Raw genomic sequence first — 15,081 nt, forward strand, 5'->3', positions numbered from 1 at the left:
TCATGGTGGAATCGGTAGCGAATCGGCTGGTAATCGACCCGACAGGGGAGGACATCCAGGGCGAGATCACACGCATCAGGGCGCAGGGGCCCGCCACCAAGGTGGAACTGCCGGGCGGTGTCGAGGCGTGGTCGATCACCGACGCGGCTCTGCTGGAGAAGCTGCTCATCGACCCGCGGGTGTCCAAGGACGCCTCCCAGCACTGGCCCGCGTTCGTCGCGGGGGAGATCCCGCCGGACTGGCCGCTGTATCTGTGGGTGGCGGTGTCGAATATGTTCACCGCCTACGGCGCTGACCATCGCAGGCTGCGCAAGCTGGTGGCACCCGCGTTCACCGCGCGACGCACCGAGGCCATGCGCGCCCAGGTCGAGCGGATCACCGGCGAGCTGCTCGACGCGCTGGCCGCCACTCCCGCGGGGGAATCCGTGGATCTGCGTGAACAGTTCGCCTACCCGCTGCCGATCCAGGTGATCTCGGAGCTGATGGGTGTGCCCGAATCGCTCGGACCTGGTTTGCGCACCTGCGTCGACGGCATCTTCGACACCACGCTCACCCCCGAGCAGTCGCAGGCCAACTACATGGAGATGTACCGAATCCTCGGCGAACTCGTGGCGTTGCGCCGTGAGCAGCCGGGTGACGACATGACCAGCCTGCTCTGCTCCCAGAAGGACGAGGACGAGGACGGCAAACTCACCGAGGAGGAACTGATCGGCACCCTGCTGCTGGTCATCTCCGCCGGCCACGAGACCACCGTCAACCTGCTCGACCAGGCGATCACCGCGCTGCTGACCAGGCCCGAGGTACGCGCGCGAGTCACGGCGGGCGAGATCACCTGGGCCGATCTGGTCGAGGAGACACTGCGGTTCGAGTCGCCGGTGGCGCACCTGCCGCTGCGCTTCGCGGTGTCCGACATCGAGATCGACGGTGTCCGCATCGCCCAGGGCGAGGCGATCCTGGCGAGCTACGCCGGGGCGGGCCGCGATCCGCGCAGGCACGGCGAGACCGCCGACGAGTTCGATCCGGCCAGGGCCGACAAGTCGCACCTGGCCTTCGGGTACGGCGCGCACCACTGCCTCGGTGCGCCGCTGGCCCGGCTGGAGGCGCTGGTCTCGCTGCCCGCGCTGTTCGAGCGGTTCCCGGACATGAGCTTCGCGGTGCCGGTCACCGACCTCGGCACCGTGCCGAGCTTCATCTCCAACGGGCACGCGCGGCTGCCGGTGCACCTGCACGGGAAGTAGGCGGGCGCACCCTGCTCGGCCGCTCGCGCCGAGCAGGGTGCGCGCTCAGCCCAGCGGCGGCGTCTTCGGGAAGCGCACCGGTAGTCCGGCCAGCGCGCGGTGGAACGGGCCAGGGCGCCACACCAATTCGCTCTCCGGCACCGCGAGCTCCAGCTCGGGCAGCGCGTCGAGCAGCTGGTCGATGGCCTCCTGGGCGATCAGATAGGCCGGTGATTTCGCCGGGCAGCCGTGCGGGCCGGTGCTCCAGGCCAGATGCGCGCGGTTGTCCAGGAAGTCACCGCTGCCGATCGACGGGTCGTTGTTGCAGGCGGCCATGCTGATCACCACCGGCTGATGGGCAGGCAGCCACACGTCGTCGACCAGGATCGGCTGGCGCGGATAGGTGGTGCAGAAGTTGGCCATCGGCGGGTCGGTGTAGAGCACCTCGTCGAGGGCGTCGCGGGTCGACAGGCTGCCGCCGAGCAGGCTGCCCGCGAACCGGTGGTCGGTGAGCATCAGCCGGACCGTGTTGAGGATCAGGTTGAGCATCGGCTCGATCCCCGCGCCGTACATGGTGAGCAGCTGGTTCATCAGCTCCTCGTCGGTGAGCTGCTGCGGATGGTGGACCAGCCGGGTGGCGATGTCGTCGCCCGGCTCACGCTGTTTGAGCCGCACCACGCCGTAGAGCGCGTCCTCCATCATCTGCGCCCCGCGCACCGCGGTCTCGCCGCCCTCGAACATCTGCGCCATGCCGGTGGCGATATCGCCACCGAGCTCGTCGGGGACGCCGAGCATCGCGTTGATCGTCGCGAAGATCACCGGAAAGGCGTACTGGCTCAGCAGATCCGCCGACCCGTCGGTGCAGAAGCTGTTGATCACCGGCATGGCGATCTGCTCCACCGTGCGATGCAGCCGGTACAGATCGACGCCGGCGAGCCCGGCCACGGTCACCTGGCGGTAGCGCACGTGTTCGGCGCCGCTGGTGCGAATCGCGTTGGGGCGGTACCGCATCATCGGATAGACCGGGCAGTCCACCGGGATCTCGCGCTGCCACATCCGCGGGTCGGCGGGGAAGTGATCGGGGTCGTTGAGGATCTGCACCGCGGTGCGATAGCCGATCACCAGGGTCGCCGGGACGCCGGGAACCAGATCGACGGGGACCAGCGAGCCCCAGCGGTCCCGCATGGCGCGGTAGGCGCCCTGCGGGTCGGCGGCGAACTCCGGCGAGTACAGGGCCACCCGCTCCTGTCCGTCGCGGGAATCCGGGGTCACCGGGAAGCGGGTTGGTTCGAGGTGCAGTGAGGCATCCAGCGGCACGGCGTGTTCTCCTCTCGGTGGAAACAGGACGGTGGGCGCGAACTCGGCACTCACGACGCGCCCTCCTGGCGCGGTGCCGTACCGAGTTCCCTGCCGACCCTGGCGGCGAGTTCGTTCATCCGATGGGCGACCAGGGCGAGGTCGACGTCGGTGGTGGTGGCGACCCCGAGGTGGGTGCCCGCGCCCGCCGAGGTGATCAGGATCATGCCGTCCTCGTATTCGGTCATGTTCTGGCGCACCGCATTTCCCGGAGCTCCGCAGAACTCGCCGAGAGCCTTGCCGAGCGAACGCAGCCCGGAGGCGGCCGCGGCGAAGCGTTCGGCCTCGTCACGGGTGATGCCGGGGGAGTGGGCCATGCGTAATCCGTCGTCGGAGAGCAGGACCGAGAAGCGGACGCCGTCGAGGGCGAGGCCGTCGAGTAGCCAGGCCAGGCGGTTGCTGCTGTCGGCGATCGGCGTGCTCATCGGATGTCCTGTCCTTCCGTCGAGTGCTCGGCCGCGGCGCGACCGTGTCGGGACCCGGTGTGCCAGGCGGCGGCGAGCTCCGGCCTGCCCGGCAGCTGACCGGTGTCGGCCCGCTCGTCGAGCGGGGTGACCACGCGGCGGCGGCGCTTGGGCAGCCCGCCGCTGGTTCTGGCGTAGTCCTCGGTGTCGGCGTGATCCGGGGCGTCCACCGGCGGTCGGTGCCTACCGGTGGTCTCCGGCCCCGGCAATGCGGCCGTGGGCGGCGGCGGTGCCGCGGTCGGCTCGGGTGCCGTCGCCGCGTGCGCGGCCACCACCGCGGGCGCGGCGACGGGTTCGGCCGGGGCCACCACCGAGGAGGCGGCGACGGCGGGTTCGGGTGCGGCGACCGCCGCGGGCTCGGCGGCGAGTTCGGGAGCGTCGGGCTCGGGCTGTTCGAGCTCCGGTCGGCGCAGGTCGGCGGCGCTGACCAGCAGCGCGGTCGGGATGAAGACCATCGCGCGGGTGCCACCGTAGATATTGGGCCCGTCGACATAGGCGGCGAATCCGTAGCGGCGGGCCAGGGCGGCGACGCCGGGGAACCCGACGCGCGGTGACGGACCGAGCGAGTTGATATCGACGACGCGCTCGCCGGAGAGTACCTGCCTGGCCTCCTCCATCTGTTCCTGGCTCATCCGCACGCCCGCGTCGTCGATGATCAGGGTGACGCCGTGATGGCCCTGCTGAAAACTGATGTCGACGAACGACGAGGGCGGGGAGTAGCGCAGCGCGTTGTCGAGCAGGGTCGCCACGGTGTGCACCAGCGGCTCCACCGCCCGGCTGACGATCACCTGGTCGCAGTGACCCGCGCGCACCCGCAGATAGTCGCGCACCCGGCTGGTCGCGCCGCCGATCACCTCGGTGACCGTCTGCTGCGGCCAGCGTCTGCCGGGCAGGCCACCGGAGACGATCACGTAGGACTGGGCCTGCCGGATCATCTGCTGCACCGTGTGATCGATGCGGCTCAGCACCGCGTAGACCTCGTCGTTGCGGTTCTCCCGCAGCGCGTTGCTCACCACCTGACCGACATCGGCGCCGAGGCTGACCACCGTGGTACCGAACGCGCGCACCGCGCTGCTGGTGGCCGCGCGGGCATCGGCGGCGACCTGGGCCCGTGCCGCCGCCTCGGCCGCCTCGACGCGGAGCACGGCGCGTTCCTCGGCCACCCGGTCGACGGCGGTGGCGGTGTCGTGCCGGATCCGGTGCAGATCCTCGGCGTGGGTGACCGCGATCCCGGCCAGCTTCCGCGCGAACGGCGAACCCTGGAGCAGGGCGGGCACTTCCGCGGTGACCACCGGCTCGACCTGCTGGGCGACGGCCTCGGTGATGCGCGGCAGGGTGAGCTCGGCGAGCCGGGTCATCGCCTCCTCGTGCGCGAACAGTTCGCGTTCGGCCGTGTCGAGCCGGGCGCGGACCCTGCGCTCGTTGCGTAACGCCAGTACCGCCACGCTCACCGCGCCCAACAGCACCAGGGTGGCGATACCGAACAGGAGGACCACGAGTGTCGGAGTCATCGGTTCCTTAAGCCGTCACCGACCGTAGATCCCAGGTGGCCGGTATCCCGCCGGTCCCTCCGGCGAGCCGTCTCGCCGCGGTGACCTGGCCGAAATGGTTGTACCGCTCCACCATTCGACATCGACACCTGCGAACCCGGCCGATCCGGGCTCACCTACCTGCGCTAACCGGCGATTCCGGACACCGTACCAGTGTTTCGTTATCGTCTCGAAATGTAGCGCCACCGGGGCGGATTCGTCTCGATCACGAATTATGGTGGGGGGCAACATTATTGATAGTGTTCGCGGCGGTGGTGTGGCGGATGGGCCCCGCAGACCTGTTCGCCGCATCACCTCCGCACCCGCCCCCGGCGTGGCCGTATTGCCTGCGAAACGTCCCGATCAGGTGAAACTCCGCGATTCCCGCGTCGGCTCGAGCTAGCGTCGAGGCAGCGGCCACGACGGTGTGGCGGCGCGGAAGGGGACATCCGGCGATGCCATATCTTCAGGTCGACGGCAATTCCATCGCCTACGCCGAGGCGGGCTCCGGGCCGCCGGTCGTCCTTCTGCACAACCTGGGCGGCGACCGCACCATCTGGCGGCCTCAGTTCGAGCACCTGCGGGCCACGCACCGCGTCGTCGCGATCGACCTGCTCGGCTACGGCGAATCGGACACCCCCGACGACGGCTACACCATCGAACGGCAGCTGGCCGTGGTGGCCGATGTCGTCGCGGCGCTCGAGCTGCGGGAGATCACCCTGGTCGGGCACTGTTTCGGCAGTGCGCTCTCGCTGCTGTTCGCCCGGCGCGACCCGGAATCGGTGCGTTCGCTGGTGCTCAGCAGCCCGCTCACCCCGGCCACGCTGCGGCCCACCCGCACCGGCCTGGCCGCCGCGCTCGGTACGCGGCTGCGGCTGGATCCGGTGCTGTCGCCGGTGCGGATACCCGGCCCGCTGGCCGGACTGATCGTCGCCGAGCAATTCGGCACCGGCGGGCCGCACACCCGCGAAACCGCGGCACACCTGCGCACCCGGTGGACCGAACCGCGCCGCCTCATGGTGACCGCCGCCCTCGCCAGGCAGATCCCGCGCCTGGCCGACCTGGACAGCTTCGCGCCACCCGCCGGGTTCCCGCCGATCACCACGATCTGGGGCGGCCGCAATCGAGTGCTGTCGGCACGCGCCGGTGCCACCCTGAACGCGACGCTGCGGCCGGTACGTGAGATCGTCGTCGCGGACGCTGGCCATCTGGTCATGGTCGAAGCTCCCGAGACGGTCACCGCCGGAATCGTCGCCGCGATCGACCATGCGAAGAGGGGCGCTCGATAAGCCCTGGGGTGCCGAATTCCGATGACGCCGCCGACATCGTGGTCGTGCGATCGGTGGTCGAGCAGCTCATCTCCGGTCTTGCCATCGGCAGAAGGGCGTAGCGACCCCTGCGGATCTAGGTTAGCCTTACCTAATGACTACTGCTGTGCAACGTCCGACCATGGCCTATGCGACGGTCCGGGTGCGTCGCGTGGTGCGGCTGACGCCGCGGATGGTCCGCGTGACGCTCGACTGCGCCGATGCCGCCGCGCTCGGTGACGTCGGGCCGGACCAGTACACCAAGCTGTTCTTCCCGCTGCCGGGGCAGGATCGACCCGTCGTGCCGCCGCCGCCCGCGGCGGCGGGCAGTGTGCTGAGCTGGTATCAGCGCTATCTCGCCATGCCCGACGAGCTCCGGCCGCCGATGCGTACCTATACCGTGCGGGCGCAGCGGCCCGGCCTCGGGGAGCTCGACATCGACTTCGCGCTGCATCCCGAACATGCAGGTCCGGCCTCGGACTGGGCGGCGCGCGCTGTCCCCGGCGCGGAGATCGGTCTGCTCTGCCCGCCGCACGCGCTGTACAGCCCACCGCCGGACCCGGCGTGGCAGCTGCTGGTCGGGGACGAGACGGCGATCCCAGCGATCGGCGCGATCGTCGAGCGCCTCGCCCCCGGCGCGGCGGTGCGGGCCTTCGTCGAGGTCGCGGGCCCCGACGACGAGCAGCGGTTCGACACGGCGGGTGAGGTGCACATCGACTGGGTGCACCGCGGCGCGCGGCCGCACGGCGACGCGGTCGTCGACGCGGTCTGCGCCGCAACGCTTCCCGGCTCCGTGCCGTACGCGTGGATCTCCGGCGAGGCGAACCTGGTGAAGCTCGTGCGCCGCAACCTCGTGCGCGAGCGTGGCGTGGACAAGCGGGTCATCACCTTCACCGGCTACTGGCGGCGGGGGCGCAGTGAGGAGGACAACGGCCGCGAGAAGGTGCGCAGGGCGGCCTCCGGCGCACCGCTCGTCGAGGAGGACTGAACCCCGCCGCCCGCACTGGTGACGCCACTAACGGTTAACGCACTAACTATTAGTGGCATAATCCTGTGGGGACGAAGGAAGGTGATTGTTCATGACGGCACTCGACGATCCGCTGCGGCTGGACCGGCAGGTGTGTTTCGCGCTGGCGGTGGCCAACCGATCGGTGCTCGCGGTGTACCGGCCGCTGCTCGAGCCGCTCGGACTCACCCACCCGCAGTATCTGGTGATGCTGGCGCTGTGGGGCGAGGCACCGATGTCGGTGAAGGCGGTCGCCGAGGCGATCCAGCTCGACTCGGCGACCCTGTCCCCACTGCTCAAGCGGCTCGAATCGGCCGGGCTGATCACCCGGCGCCGTGACCCGCACGACGAGCGCACCCTGCTGATCGACCTCACCGCGGCCGGCGCGACGCTACGCGAGCACGCCGAACGGATCCCACCCGCGGTCGTCGAACGGCTCGGCGTGAGCCTGGCCGATCTCGAGGAACTGCGCGATGTGCTCACCCGGGTGAACAACGCCGCCCGGCTCGCCACGGAATCGGAGGCCCGGCGATGACCCGAACCACACCCACCCTGTGGCAGCGCCTGCGCTACCTCACCGGGGCGACCCTGCCGCCGTCGATGTCGGACTGGGTACTCGCCGATCTGACCGGCCCCGGCGCCACCCGCCGCTATCTGCTGCGCTTCCTGGTCCCGGTGCTGCCGGTGCTGTGCCTGTTCCTGCTGGTGCCGGGCCCGCTGTGGATGGGGCTGTCGATGATGGCGCTGCTGTACATACCGCTGATCTACTTCACCGTCGCGCTCACCTATGTGTACCGCAGGCACCGGCTGGTCAGCCACGGTCTCGACCCCGCCCTCGCCGACGCCGAGGAACAGGCGCGGGCCGAGGCCGAACGCGCCGCCTACGAGGCCCGTCACCAGCGCGGCTGATCCGAGTCCCTGTCGATCCGGCCGGATCGGGAGTAGCGTCCGAGCTGTGGCTGAGGGCGACCTCGCGCGGGTGCCGACGGTCGGGGTCGAGGAGGAGTTCCTGCTCACCGACCCCGGCACCGGCGCGCCGGCACCCGAGAACGCCAGGGTGGCCGCGGCCGCGCGCGCGGCAGGCATCGATCTGCAGCTGGAACTGACGCGCTGCCAGGTGGAAACCCGCACCGGCGTGCACTCCCGCATCGACGACCTGCTCGCCGAACTGCGCGCCACCCGCCGCCGTGTCGCCGAGTGCGCCGCCGCGCACGACGCGCGGCTGCTCGCGGTGGCGGTGCCGCCGACCGTGCCCGACGGCTACCCGGTGACCGATACACCCCGCTATCAGCGCATCGCCAACACCTTCGGCATGCTCGCCCACGAACAGGGCCTGTGCGGCTGCCACGTGCACGTCGCGGTGCCCGACCGGGTGCGCGCCGTGCAGGTGAGCAACCATGTGCGGCCGTGGCTGCCGGTGCTGCTGGCGCTCACCGCGAACTCGGCCGTCTACCGCGGCAGTGAAACCGGCTACGCCAGCTGGCGCAGCATCCTGTGGCGCCGCTGGCCGAGTGCGGGGCCGCCGCCGTACTTCGCCTCGCTCGCCGACTTCGACGCCACCGTGTCGATGATGTTCGCCAGTGGCAGCATCCTGGACAAGAAGATGGTGTACTGGGACGTCCGGCCGTCGGAATCCTTTCCGACCGTGGAGATCCGGGTCAGCGACATCCCCGCCACTGCCGCCGAGTCGGCGCTGCTCGCCGCGCTGATCCGCGGCATCGTCACCATGGGGCTGCGGTCGATCGCCCGTGGTGAACCCGCGCCCTCGGTCTCCGGCGAGGTATTGCGCGCGGCCTATTGGAACGCCGCGCACACCGGTCTGGACGGGCACCTGCTGCATCCGATCCACGGTGGCGTCGTCCCGCACTGCGAACTGCTCGGCGACCTGCTGCGCCGGATCGAACCAGCCCTGCGTGACTGCGGCGACGACGCGTTCGTCACCACGGCGATCGCCGGCCTGCGGGAGCGGGGCAACGGGGCGAGGCGGCAGCTGCGGGCGATACGCACCCGACATGAGGTGACCGATGTGGTCGCCGAACTGGAACACGCGACGCTGGAGGGATGCTGAGCGGCGACCCGATCAGCCGGGCGGGCGCAGGATGTCGAGTTGCTGCTGCAGCCGTTCCAGCGCCGCCCGCGCCGCCTCCAGCTCCGCCTGCAAGCGGGCGATGGCGGCGTCGTCGACCACCGGCGGTTCCGTCTGCGCCTGCGGTTCGCCGGGCGCGGGCCGCGACTGCCCAGGGGGCGGCGGCGCGCCCGGCCCGCCGCCGGGCGCGGTGGCCATGTTGCCGGTCTCGGGACCGAAGACCTGATCGAGCGCCTCGGCCAGGGTCGGGGCATAGCCCACCCTGACCCCGCCGGTGCCAGGCTCGCGATAGCTGACGAGCACCCGCGCCAGCTGGGGGAAGGTCGAGCCGTTCGGCGTGGTCGAAATCCGTTCGGTGAACAGCGGTTCCACATAGAGCACCCCGCCGTTCGCGATCGGCAGCGTGATGAGGTTCCCGTACTGGATCCGGTTCGACCGTTCGAGCAGCGTCCGTTCGGAGGCGACCCTGGTGTCGGAGATCATCGAGTTCTGGATCTGCTGCGGGCCCTGGGTGAGGGTGTCGGTGGGCAGTTGCAGAATATGGAACCGGCCGTACTCCTCGGGGTCGGACCGCACGGAGATGTAGGCGGACAGGAACTCCCGCCGGAACCCCACCATCGCGCTGGCCAGCCGGAACGAGGGTTGCGCGGTCTCTGGATCGCCGAGCAGCACGTAGAACGGCGGCTGCTGCGGGTTCGCGTCCACCGTCGGATCGCTCGGTACCGACCAGAAGGCGTTGTTGGTGAAGAACTCCCGCGGATCGTCGACGTGGTAGCGGGCCAGCATCTCGCGCTGAACGACGAAAAGGTCCTCCGGATAACGGAAGTGGGCGCGCAGATCGGGACTGATCGCCGACTCCGGTTCGACCGTACCGGGGAACACCCGCATCCACGCGGCCAGCACCGGATCGGTCCGGTCGACCTGATACAGCGTCACCGTGCCGTCGTAGGCGTCGACGGTGGCCTTCACCGAATTGCGCACATACGAGATCTCGGCGCCGAATTCGGTGGGCGTACCGAGGGTGCTGCGCGCGGCGTAGGGGTAGCCGTCGATGGTGGTGTAGGCGTCCACGATCCAGACGATCCGGCCGTCGACCACCGCGGGATACGGATTGCCGTCCACGGTCAGCCACGGCGCGACCAGCTCGACCCGCTCGCCGGGCGCCCGGTGGAAGATGATCTTGGAATCGGACCCGATCGCCCTGGCGAACAGGATGTTCCGCTCGGTGTAGGCGGTGGCGAAGGCGAAGCGGTTGAGCCAGTTGCCGATCGGCACCCCACCCGCGCCGGTGTAGGTGTACTTGGTGGTATCGGTGTCGTATTCGCGTGGGTCGCCACCGCCACCGACGATCGCGTAGTCCGGGTCCGTCCGCGAGATCACCTCGCCGTAGTAGATCCGCGGCTGCGCCACCGGGATGACCTGCCTGCCCCCTGGCAGGGAGGCGATATCGCTGACCGCGTAGATCGGATAGCCGCTGTTGCTCGCCGAGCTGTCGGCGGTCGCGTCGCGGACCGCGGCGTTGACCCGGTTGGCGGGTGCGGCGACGAAACCGTCGCCGTGGGTGTAGACGGTGTGCCGGTTGACCCAGTGGGTCTGGTTCCCGCTGAGCGCCTCCGGGGTCAGCTCCCTGACCGCCACCACATAGTCGCGCAGCCTGCCGTCGATGCGGTACCGGTCGAGGTCGAGATTCTCGGGGAAGCTGTAGAAGTTCTTGAGCTGCTGCTGCTGGGTGAACGTGCGCGAGAGCACCGCCGGGTCGAGCAGCCGGATGTCGGCGATCGTGGTGGCGTCGGCGGGAACCTGCGGCGGCGGGGTGGCGCCGACACCGGGATATGGCTCGTACTCGACCCGATCGGCGCCGATTCCGTACGCCTGCCTGGTGGCGGCGATATTGCGTTCGATGTAGCGGCTCTCCATGTCGGCGGCGTTGGGGCGCACTGAGAACTGCTCGACGGCCAGCGGCCAGACCCCGCCGACCACGATCGACGACAGCAGCAGCAGCGCCCCCGCCATCGCGGGCACACGCAGGTCACGCAGTACGACCGCGGAGAACACCGCGGCGGCGCAGACCAGCGCGATCGCGAACAGCACCAGCCTGGCGGGCAGCACGGCGTTGATGTCGGTGTATCCGGCACCGGCGAACGTCGGCTCCCGCCGCCTGCTCGACAGCAGCTCGTACCGGTCCAGCCAGTAGGCCACCACCTTCAGCACCAGGAACAGCCCGAGCAGCACCGCCAGCTGGACCCGGGCCGCCACGGTGATCTCGAACGACCCGCCGCCCACGCGCAGCCCGCCGAAGAGGTAGTGGGTGGTGAGCGAGGCGAGGAAGGCGAGGATGACCAGGGCGAAGCACCAGCTCAGCAGCAGCCGGTAGAACGGCAGATCGAAGACGTAGAACCCGATGTCGTGCCCGAACTGCGGGTCGTCGACGCCGAACGAGCCGCCCCGCAGGAACAACTGGAACGTCTCCCACCGCGAGCGCCCGATGAGGCCGCACAGCAGGCCGATGCCGACCGCGATCCCGGCGCCGAAACGCCACGGCCAGCGCGCGACCACCGTCCTGATCTCGCCGATCGGGTCCTCGCCGCGGGTGGCGGGCAGGAACACCGGGCGCGCGCGATAGGCCAGCCACATCGCGAGGAACAGCACCGCGCTCGTCAGCACGGCGAACAGCCCGAACAGCGCGATCTCGGTCAGCAGTACCGTCGACCAGACCCGGCGATAGCCGACTTCGCCGAACCACAACCAGTCGATGTAGGTGTGATTGAGCCGCGGCAGCACCATGAGCGCGAGCAAGAAGACCGTGGTCGAGACCAGCAACAGCCGCATGCGGCGGGGCAGCCGCCCCGCTGCGGTGTCGTCGCGTGTGCTCATCAGCCACTCCCGAGACCGGCCGGGCCCCCGCACCGGCGTAGGTCGTCACCCGCGATTCTACGCGGCGCGATCTTTCCCTCAGGGAATTCGGGCGACGGCGCCGAGCATCGAGACCGCTTCCTTACGCGGATGCGGGCGCCACTCGGTGGGCCGCCAGTCGATCACCGAGACGATGCCGGGATCGACCAGCTCGAGACCGTCGAAGAAGCGGGTGAACTCGGCGGTGGACCGGAGCCGGAACGGGACACCGCTGCGCTCGTTGGCCTCGATGGCGGCGTCGAGATCCTCGGCGGAGAGGTGGTCGTCGGTCGCGTGGGTCATCGTCAGGTAGCTGCCCGAGGGCAGGGCCGCGCAGAGTTCGCGGACAACGTCGTAGGGCCGCATGTCGTCGGTGAGGAAATGCAGGACCGCGCACAGCATCAGGGCCACGGGCTGATCCAGGTCGAGCGTGCCTGCCAGCGCGGGGTTGTCCAGGATCGAACCGGGATCGCGCAGATCCGCGTCGATGTAGGCGGTGGCGCCCGCCGGGGTGCTGTCGAGCAGGTCGCGTGCGTGGTAGAGCACCATCGGGTCGTTGTCGACGTAGACGACCCGGGATTCCGGCGCGATGTCCTGGGCCAGTTCGTGCACATTGCCCGCGGTGGGCAGCCCGGTGCCGATATCGAGGAACTGCCGGATCCCCGCGATGGAGACCAGATACGGCACCGCGCGCCGCAGGAAGCTGCGGTTCTCCAGGACGGCGAAATGGATGGACGGGAAGGCCGTCGCGACCGCGTCGGCCGAGGCGCGGTCGGCTTCGAAATTCGCACTGCCACCGAGCCAGTAGTCGTATCGGCGGGCCGGGTGCGGTTTGCTGACATCGACCCGGTCGGCAGCGGATTCGAAGTCCACAGCGCATGTCCTTTCTCTCGGCTACGGTCGTGCCATGCCCCTGCAGTTCAGCCCTTACGACTTCGCTGTCCACGCCGATCCGTACCCGTACTATGCCAGGTTGCGCACCGAGGCCCCCGTCTACCGCAACGACACCGACGACTTCTGGGCACTGTCGCGACACGCCGACGTCCACGCTGCATTGCGCGATTCCGACCGCTTCTCCAGCGCCAACGGCCTGCGGATGGAGCAGACGTTCTGGGGGCCGCAAGCGGAGAAGTTCTTCTCCTTCGTGGCGATGGACCCGCCCAAGCACACCAGGATGCGCGGCCTCGTCGCGCGGGCGTTCACCCAGCGGCGGGTGCAGAGCCTGGAGCCGCGGCTGCGGGAAATCGCACAGCGCACACTGGAACCGCTGCTCGCGCGCGGCAGTTTCGACATGATCGCCGACTTCGCCGGACCGTTCCCGACCGACGTCATCTCCGAACTGGTCGGCGTGCCGGAGGACGATCGGGAGCTGCTGCGCAAGCTCGGCATGGAGATCATGTACACCGACGCCGAATCCACCGAGCTGCGGCCGGAGGCGATGCAGGCCATCGGCGCGCTGGTCGGGTACTACACCGAACTGACCATCGCCAGGGCGGGCGACCGGACCGGCGATCTGCTCTCCGGGCTGCTCGATGCCGCCGACGGGGACGACCGGCTCACCCCGGAGGAGATCGTCGGCGTGCTGATCCTGCTGGTCGGCGCCGGGATCGAGACGGTGATGCTGAGCCTGGGCAACGCCTGGCACAGCGCCGCGCTGCATCCGGATCAGCGCCGCGCGGCCTTCGACGGGCGCATCGACGACTGGATCGCCGAGTCGATGCGCTGGGACCCCGCCACCCAGGCCCAGCTGCGCACCACCACGGCGCCGATCACGCTGCACGGCATCGAGATCCCGGCCGATGCGAGGGTGCTGCTGCTCACCGGCTCAGCCCATCGCGACGACGCCGTGTTCGACGACCCTGACGTGTTCGATCTCGATCGTGACACCAGTGCGGCGCTGTCCTTCGGAGCGGGCCGTCACCACTGCCTCGGCATGAACCTGGCCCAGCTGGAGATGCGGGTGGCGTTGCAGGAGATCGTCGCCGCGGTGTCGGACTACGAGATCGACACCGACAACCTGGTGCGGATCCATTCGTCCAACAACCGCGGCTTCGCCGCCATGCCGACGACGGTGACGCTGCGCTGATTCCGGCGCTCAGACCCGGTCGCGGACGAACTTCGCGGCCTTGTCGGCATGGCGGGCGTAGCGCAGGTGCACGTTCCAGTCGGAGCCGTCGGGATCGCAGACCGGATCGTTGTCGTTGCAGATGTCGAGGGTGCGCCCGGCATAGGTGCCGGTGATCGCGCGGCCGAGTTCGCGAATCGGGTTGCCGAACAACAGGACCGCGACGATCCGTGGCTCCAGCTCGTCGGGCAGCGTGGCGACGATCGGGCCGCCGACCTTCGCGCCCTCACTGCTGAAGCCGAGCGAGTTGTCCACCACGTTGGCGCCCTGGGAGTACCCGACCAGCACGAACCGCTGGTCGGGACAGGCCGCGGCCTGAGTGGTGACGTGCTCGACCAGATCGCGATTGCCCGCCTGGACCGAGGCGGGCTGATTGTGGTCGGCCGGGTAGTCGACGCGATAGGCGTCGACTTTCTCGTCCAGGGTGTCGTTGATCGCCTTGTACACCGGATTACCGACCACGGTGCCGAGGTGGTATTTGCTCCACCAGCCGCCGGGTTCGCCGGTGCCGCGGGCCGCGACCACCCGGATATCGGCACAGCCTGCCGCGGCGGCTGTGCCGGTCACCGGCGGGGCGAGCGTCGCTGTCGCGGCGCCCACCGTGACGGCCGCTGCCAGGGCGGCGAGCAGGGTGGTGCCAGGAGGGTGAGGGTGCATGACGGCCTTTCCGTTCGATCGGTCGACCCGGACGCTAGCCCGCGTGCGGTCCGCCGAGCCGTTGCCGAACGGGATCGCTGGGGCAGGTCACCACCGCTTCCGCGTGGCCGCTGTGCCCTGCCTCGGTAGGATGGTCGCAGTTCCCGTGCCGAGCACCCGAGCTGTTCGCCGAGGTTCCCGGCGTGGTCGCCCGCGGGGAGGGCGGGCTGCTCGGGCTCGCCATCGCGCCCGATTTCGCCGATACCGGGCTGGTCTACGCGTATTTCACCGCGGCCGACGACAACCGGATCGTCCGTTCCGTTCCGTTCCGGTGCGGCGCCCGTCTTCGCCGGAATCGCGACGGCGGGCAATCACAGTGGTGGCCGGATCGCTTCGGTCCCGACGCAATGCTGTACGCCGCAAACCGGCGACGCCGGTGACCGCGCGCTGTCGCAGGATCCGG

14 protein-coding genes are annotated in these 15,081 nt (G+C 69.9%); 8 read left to right on the plus strand and 6 right to left on the minus strand.

Going from position 1 to position 15,081, the window contains the following annotated elements; translation table 11 throughout:
• The first annotated feature begins 2 nt into the window (after positions 1-2).
• Positions 3-1,238 carry a cytochrome P450 family protein gene (locus tag ACFOW8_RS22380; protein ID WP_378553280.1) on the plus strand — a complete coding sequence of 412 codons (1,236 nt, stop codon included), beginning with the start codon at positions 3-5 and terminating at the stop codon, positions 1,236-1,238.
• A 45-nt stretch (positions 1,239-1,283) separates the two neighbouring features.
• Here ACFOW8_RS22380 and ACFOW8_RS22385 read toward each other — a convergent pair whose 3' ends face one another.
• From ACFOW8_RS22385 to ACFOW8_RS22395, 3 genes are all read right to left on the minus strand, one after another.
• The gene (locus tag ACFOW8_RS22385) at positions 1,284-2,489 is read right to left on the minus strand and encodes a cytochrome P450 (protein WP_378554640.1); all 1,206 of its coding nucleotides are present in this window, start codon (positions 2,487-2,489) and stop codon (positions 1,284-1,286) included.
• A 95-nt stretch (positions 2,490-2,584) separates the two neighbouring features.
• Complete coding sequence (locus ACFOW8_RS22390) at positions 2,585-2,998, minus strand: roadblock/LC7 domain-containing protein (RefSeq protein WP_378553281.1); 414 nt, start codon at positions 2,996-2,998, stop codon at positions 2,585-2,587.
• Entirely contained in the window at positions 2,995-4,548 is a 1,554-nt protein-coding gene (locus tag ACFOW8_RS22395; protein WP_378553283.1) for an ATP-binding protein, read from the minus strand. The genes ACFOW8_RS22390 and ACFOW8_RS22395 overlap by 4 nt, the downstream gene beginning before the upstream one ends.
• Positions 4,549-5,021: 473 nt before the next feature.
• On the opposite strand from ACFOW8_RS22395, the gene ACFOW8_RS22400 reads away from it, so the two are divergent.
• The 5 genes from ACFOW8_RS22400 to ACFOW8_RS22420 all read left to right on the plus strand — a co-directional run bounded on the left by ACFOW8_RS22400 (position 5,022) and on the right by ACFOW8_RS22420 (position 8,947).
• Entirely contained in the window at positions 5,022-5,855 is an 834-nt protein-coding gene (locus ACFOW8_RS22400; protein WP_378553285.1) for an alpha/beta fold hydrolase, read from the plus strand.
• A gap of 133 nt (positions 5,856-5,988) precedes the next feature.
• On the plus strand, positions 5,989-6,861 hold the full coding sequence (locus tag ACFOW8_RS22405) for a siderophore-interacting protein (protein WP_378553287.1): 873 nt from the start codon (positions 5,989-5,991) through the stop codon (positions 6,859-6,861).
• Between the two features lie 91 nt (positions 6,862-6,952).
• Complete coding sequence (locus ACFOW8_RS22410) at positions 6,953-7,414, plus strand: MarR family winged helix-turn-helix transcriptional regulator (protein WP_378553289.1); 462 nt, start codon at positions 6,953-6,955, stop codon at positions 7,412-7,414.
• Complete coding sequence (locus tag ACFOW8_RS22415; protein ID WP_378553291.1) at positions 7,411-7,788, plus strand: DUF5313 family protein; 378 nt, start codon at positions 7,411-7,413, stop codon at positions 7,786-7,788. Before ACFOW8_RS22410 ends, ACFOW8_RS22415 begins: the two co-directional genes overlap by 4 nt.
• A 46-nt stretch (positions 7,789-7,834) precedes the next feature.
• Positions 7,835-8,947, plus strand: coding sequence for a glutamate--cysteine ligase (locus ACFOW8_RS22420; RefSeq protein WP_378553293.1), 1,113 nt, complete (start codon positions 7,835-7,837; stop codon positions 8,945-8,947).
• 12 nt (positions 8,948-8,959) lie between these two features.
• Here the strand turns inward: ACFOW8_RS22420 and ACFOW8_RS22425 are convergent, their stop codons facing one another.
• Positions 8,960-11,839 (minus strand): UPF0182 family protein, encoded by a 2,880-nt coding sequence (locus tag ACFOW8_RS22425; RefSeq protein ID WP_378553295.1) that lies wholly within the window; start codon positions 11,837-11,839, stop codon positions 8,960-8,962.
• A 78-nt stretch (positions 11,840-11,917) separates the two neighbouring features.
• Complete coding sequence (locus ACFOW8_RS22430; RefSeq protein ID WP_378553297.1) at positions 11,918-12,730, minus strand: SAM-dependent methyltransferase; 813 nt, start codon at positions 12,728-12,730, stop codon at positions 11,918-11,920.
• Positions 12,731-12,764: 34 nt separating this feature from the next.
• Here ACFOW8_RS22430 and ACFOW8_RS22435 point away from each other — a divergent pair, with 34 nt between their 5' ends.
• Entirely contained in the window at positions 12,765-13,943 is a 1,179-nt protein-coding gene (locus tag ACFOW8_RS22435) for a cytochrome P450 (RefSeq protein ID WP_378553299.1), read from the plus strand.
• Positions 13,944-13,952: 9 nt separating this feature from the next.
• Here the strand turns inward: ACFOW8_RS22435 and ACFOW8_RS22440 are convergent, their stop codons facing one another.
• Positions 13,953-14,639 (minus strand): cutinase family protein, encoded by a 687-nt coding sequence (locus ACFOW8_RS22440; RefSeq protein ID WP_378553301.1) that lies wholly within the window; start codon positions 14,637-14,639, stop codon positions 13,953-13,955.
• Positions 14,640-14,821: 182 nt separating this feature from the next.
• Here ACFOW8_RS22440 and ACFOW8_RS22445 point away from each other — a divergent pair, with 182 nt between their 5' ends.
• Positions 14,822-15,058 (plus strand): hypothetical protein, encoded by a 237-nt coding sequence (locus tag ACFOW8_RS22445; RefSeq protein WP_378553302.1) that lies wholly within the window; start codon positions 14,822-14,824, stop codon positions 15,056-15,058.
• Positions 15,059-15,081: the final 23 nt, after the last annotated feature.

Source organism: Nocardia rhizosphaerae (genome assembly GCF_042650365.1).
Taxonomy (GTDB): Bacteria; Actinomycetota; Actinomycetes; order Mycobacteriales; family Mycobacteriaceae; genus Nocardia; species Nocardia rhizosphaerae.

Coding starts and splice junctions, on each gene's coding strand:
- ACFOW8_RS22425 (WP_378553295.1), bottom strand. CDS start 11,839: ATGAGCACACGCGACGACACCGCAGCGGGGCGGCTGCCCCGCCGCATG.
- ACFOW8_RS22435 (WP_378553299.1), top strand. CDS start 12,765: ATGCCCCTGCAGTTCAGCCCTTACGACTTCGCTGTCCACGCCGATCCG.
- ACFOW8_RS22395 (WP_378553283.1), bottom strand. CDS start 4,548: ATGACTCCGACACTCGTGGTCCTCCTGTTCGGTATCGCCACCCTGGTG.
- ACFOW8_RS22410 (WP_378553289.1), top strand. CDS start 6,953: ATGACGGCACTCGACGATCCGCTGCGGCTGGACCGGCAGGTGTGTTTC.
- ACFOW8_RS22390 (WP_378553281.1), bottom strand. CDS start 2,998: ATGAGCACGCCGATCGCCGACAGCAGCAACCGCCTGGCCTGGCTACTC.
- ACFOW8_RS22400 (WP_378553285.1), top strand. CDS start 5,022: ATGCCATATCTTCAGGTCGACGGCAATTCCATCGCCTACGCCGAGGCG.
- ACFOW8_RS22415 (WP_378553291.1), top strand. CDS start 7,411: ATGACCCGAACCACACCCACCCTGTGGCAGCGCCTGCGCTACCTCACC.
- ACFOW8_RS22380 (WP_378553280.1), top strand. CDS start 3: ATGGTGGAATCGGTAGCGAATCGGCTGGTAATCGACCCGACAGGGGAG.
- ACFOW8_RS22405 (WP_378553287.1), top strand. CDS start 5,989: ATGACTACTGCTGTGCAACGTCCGACCATGGCCTATGCGACGGTCCGG.
- ACFOW8_RS22440 (WP_378553301.1), bottom strand. CDS start 14,639: ATGCACCCTCACCCTCCTGGCACCACCCTGCTCGCCGCCCTGGCAGCG.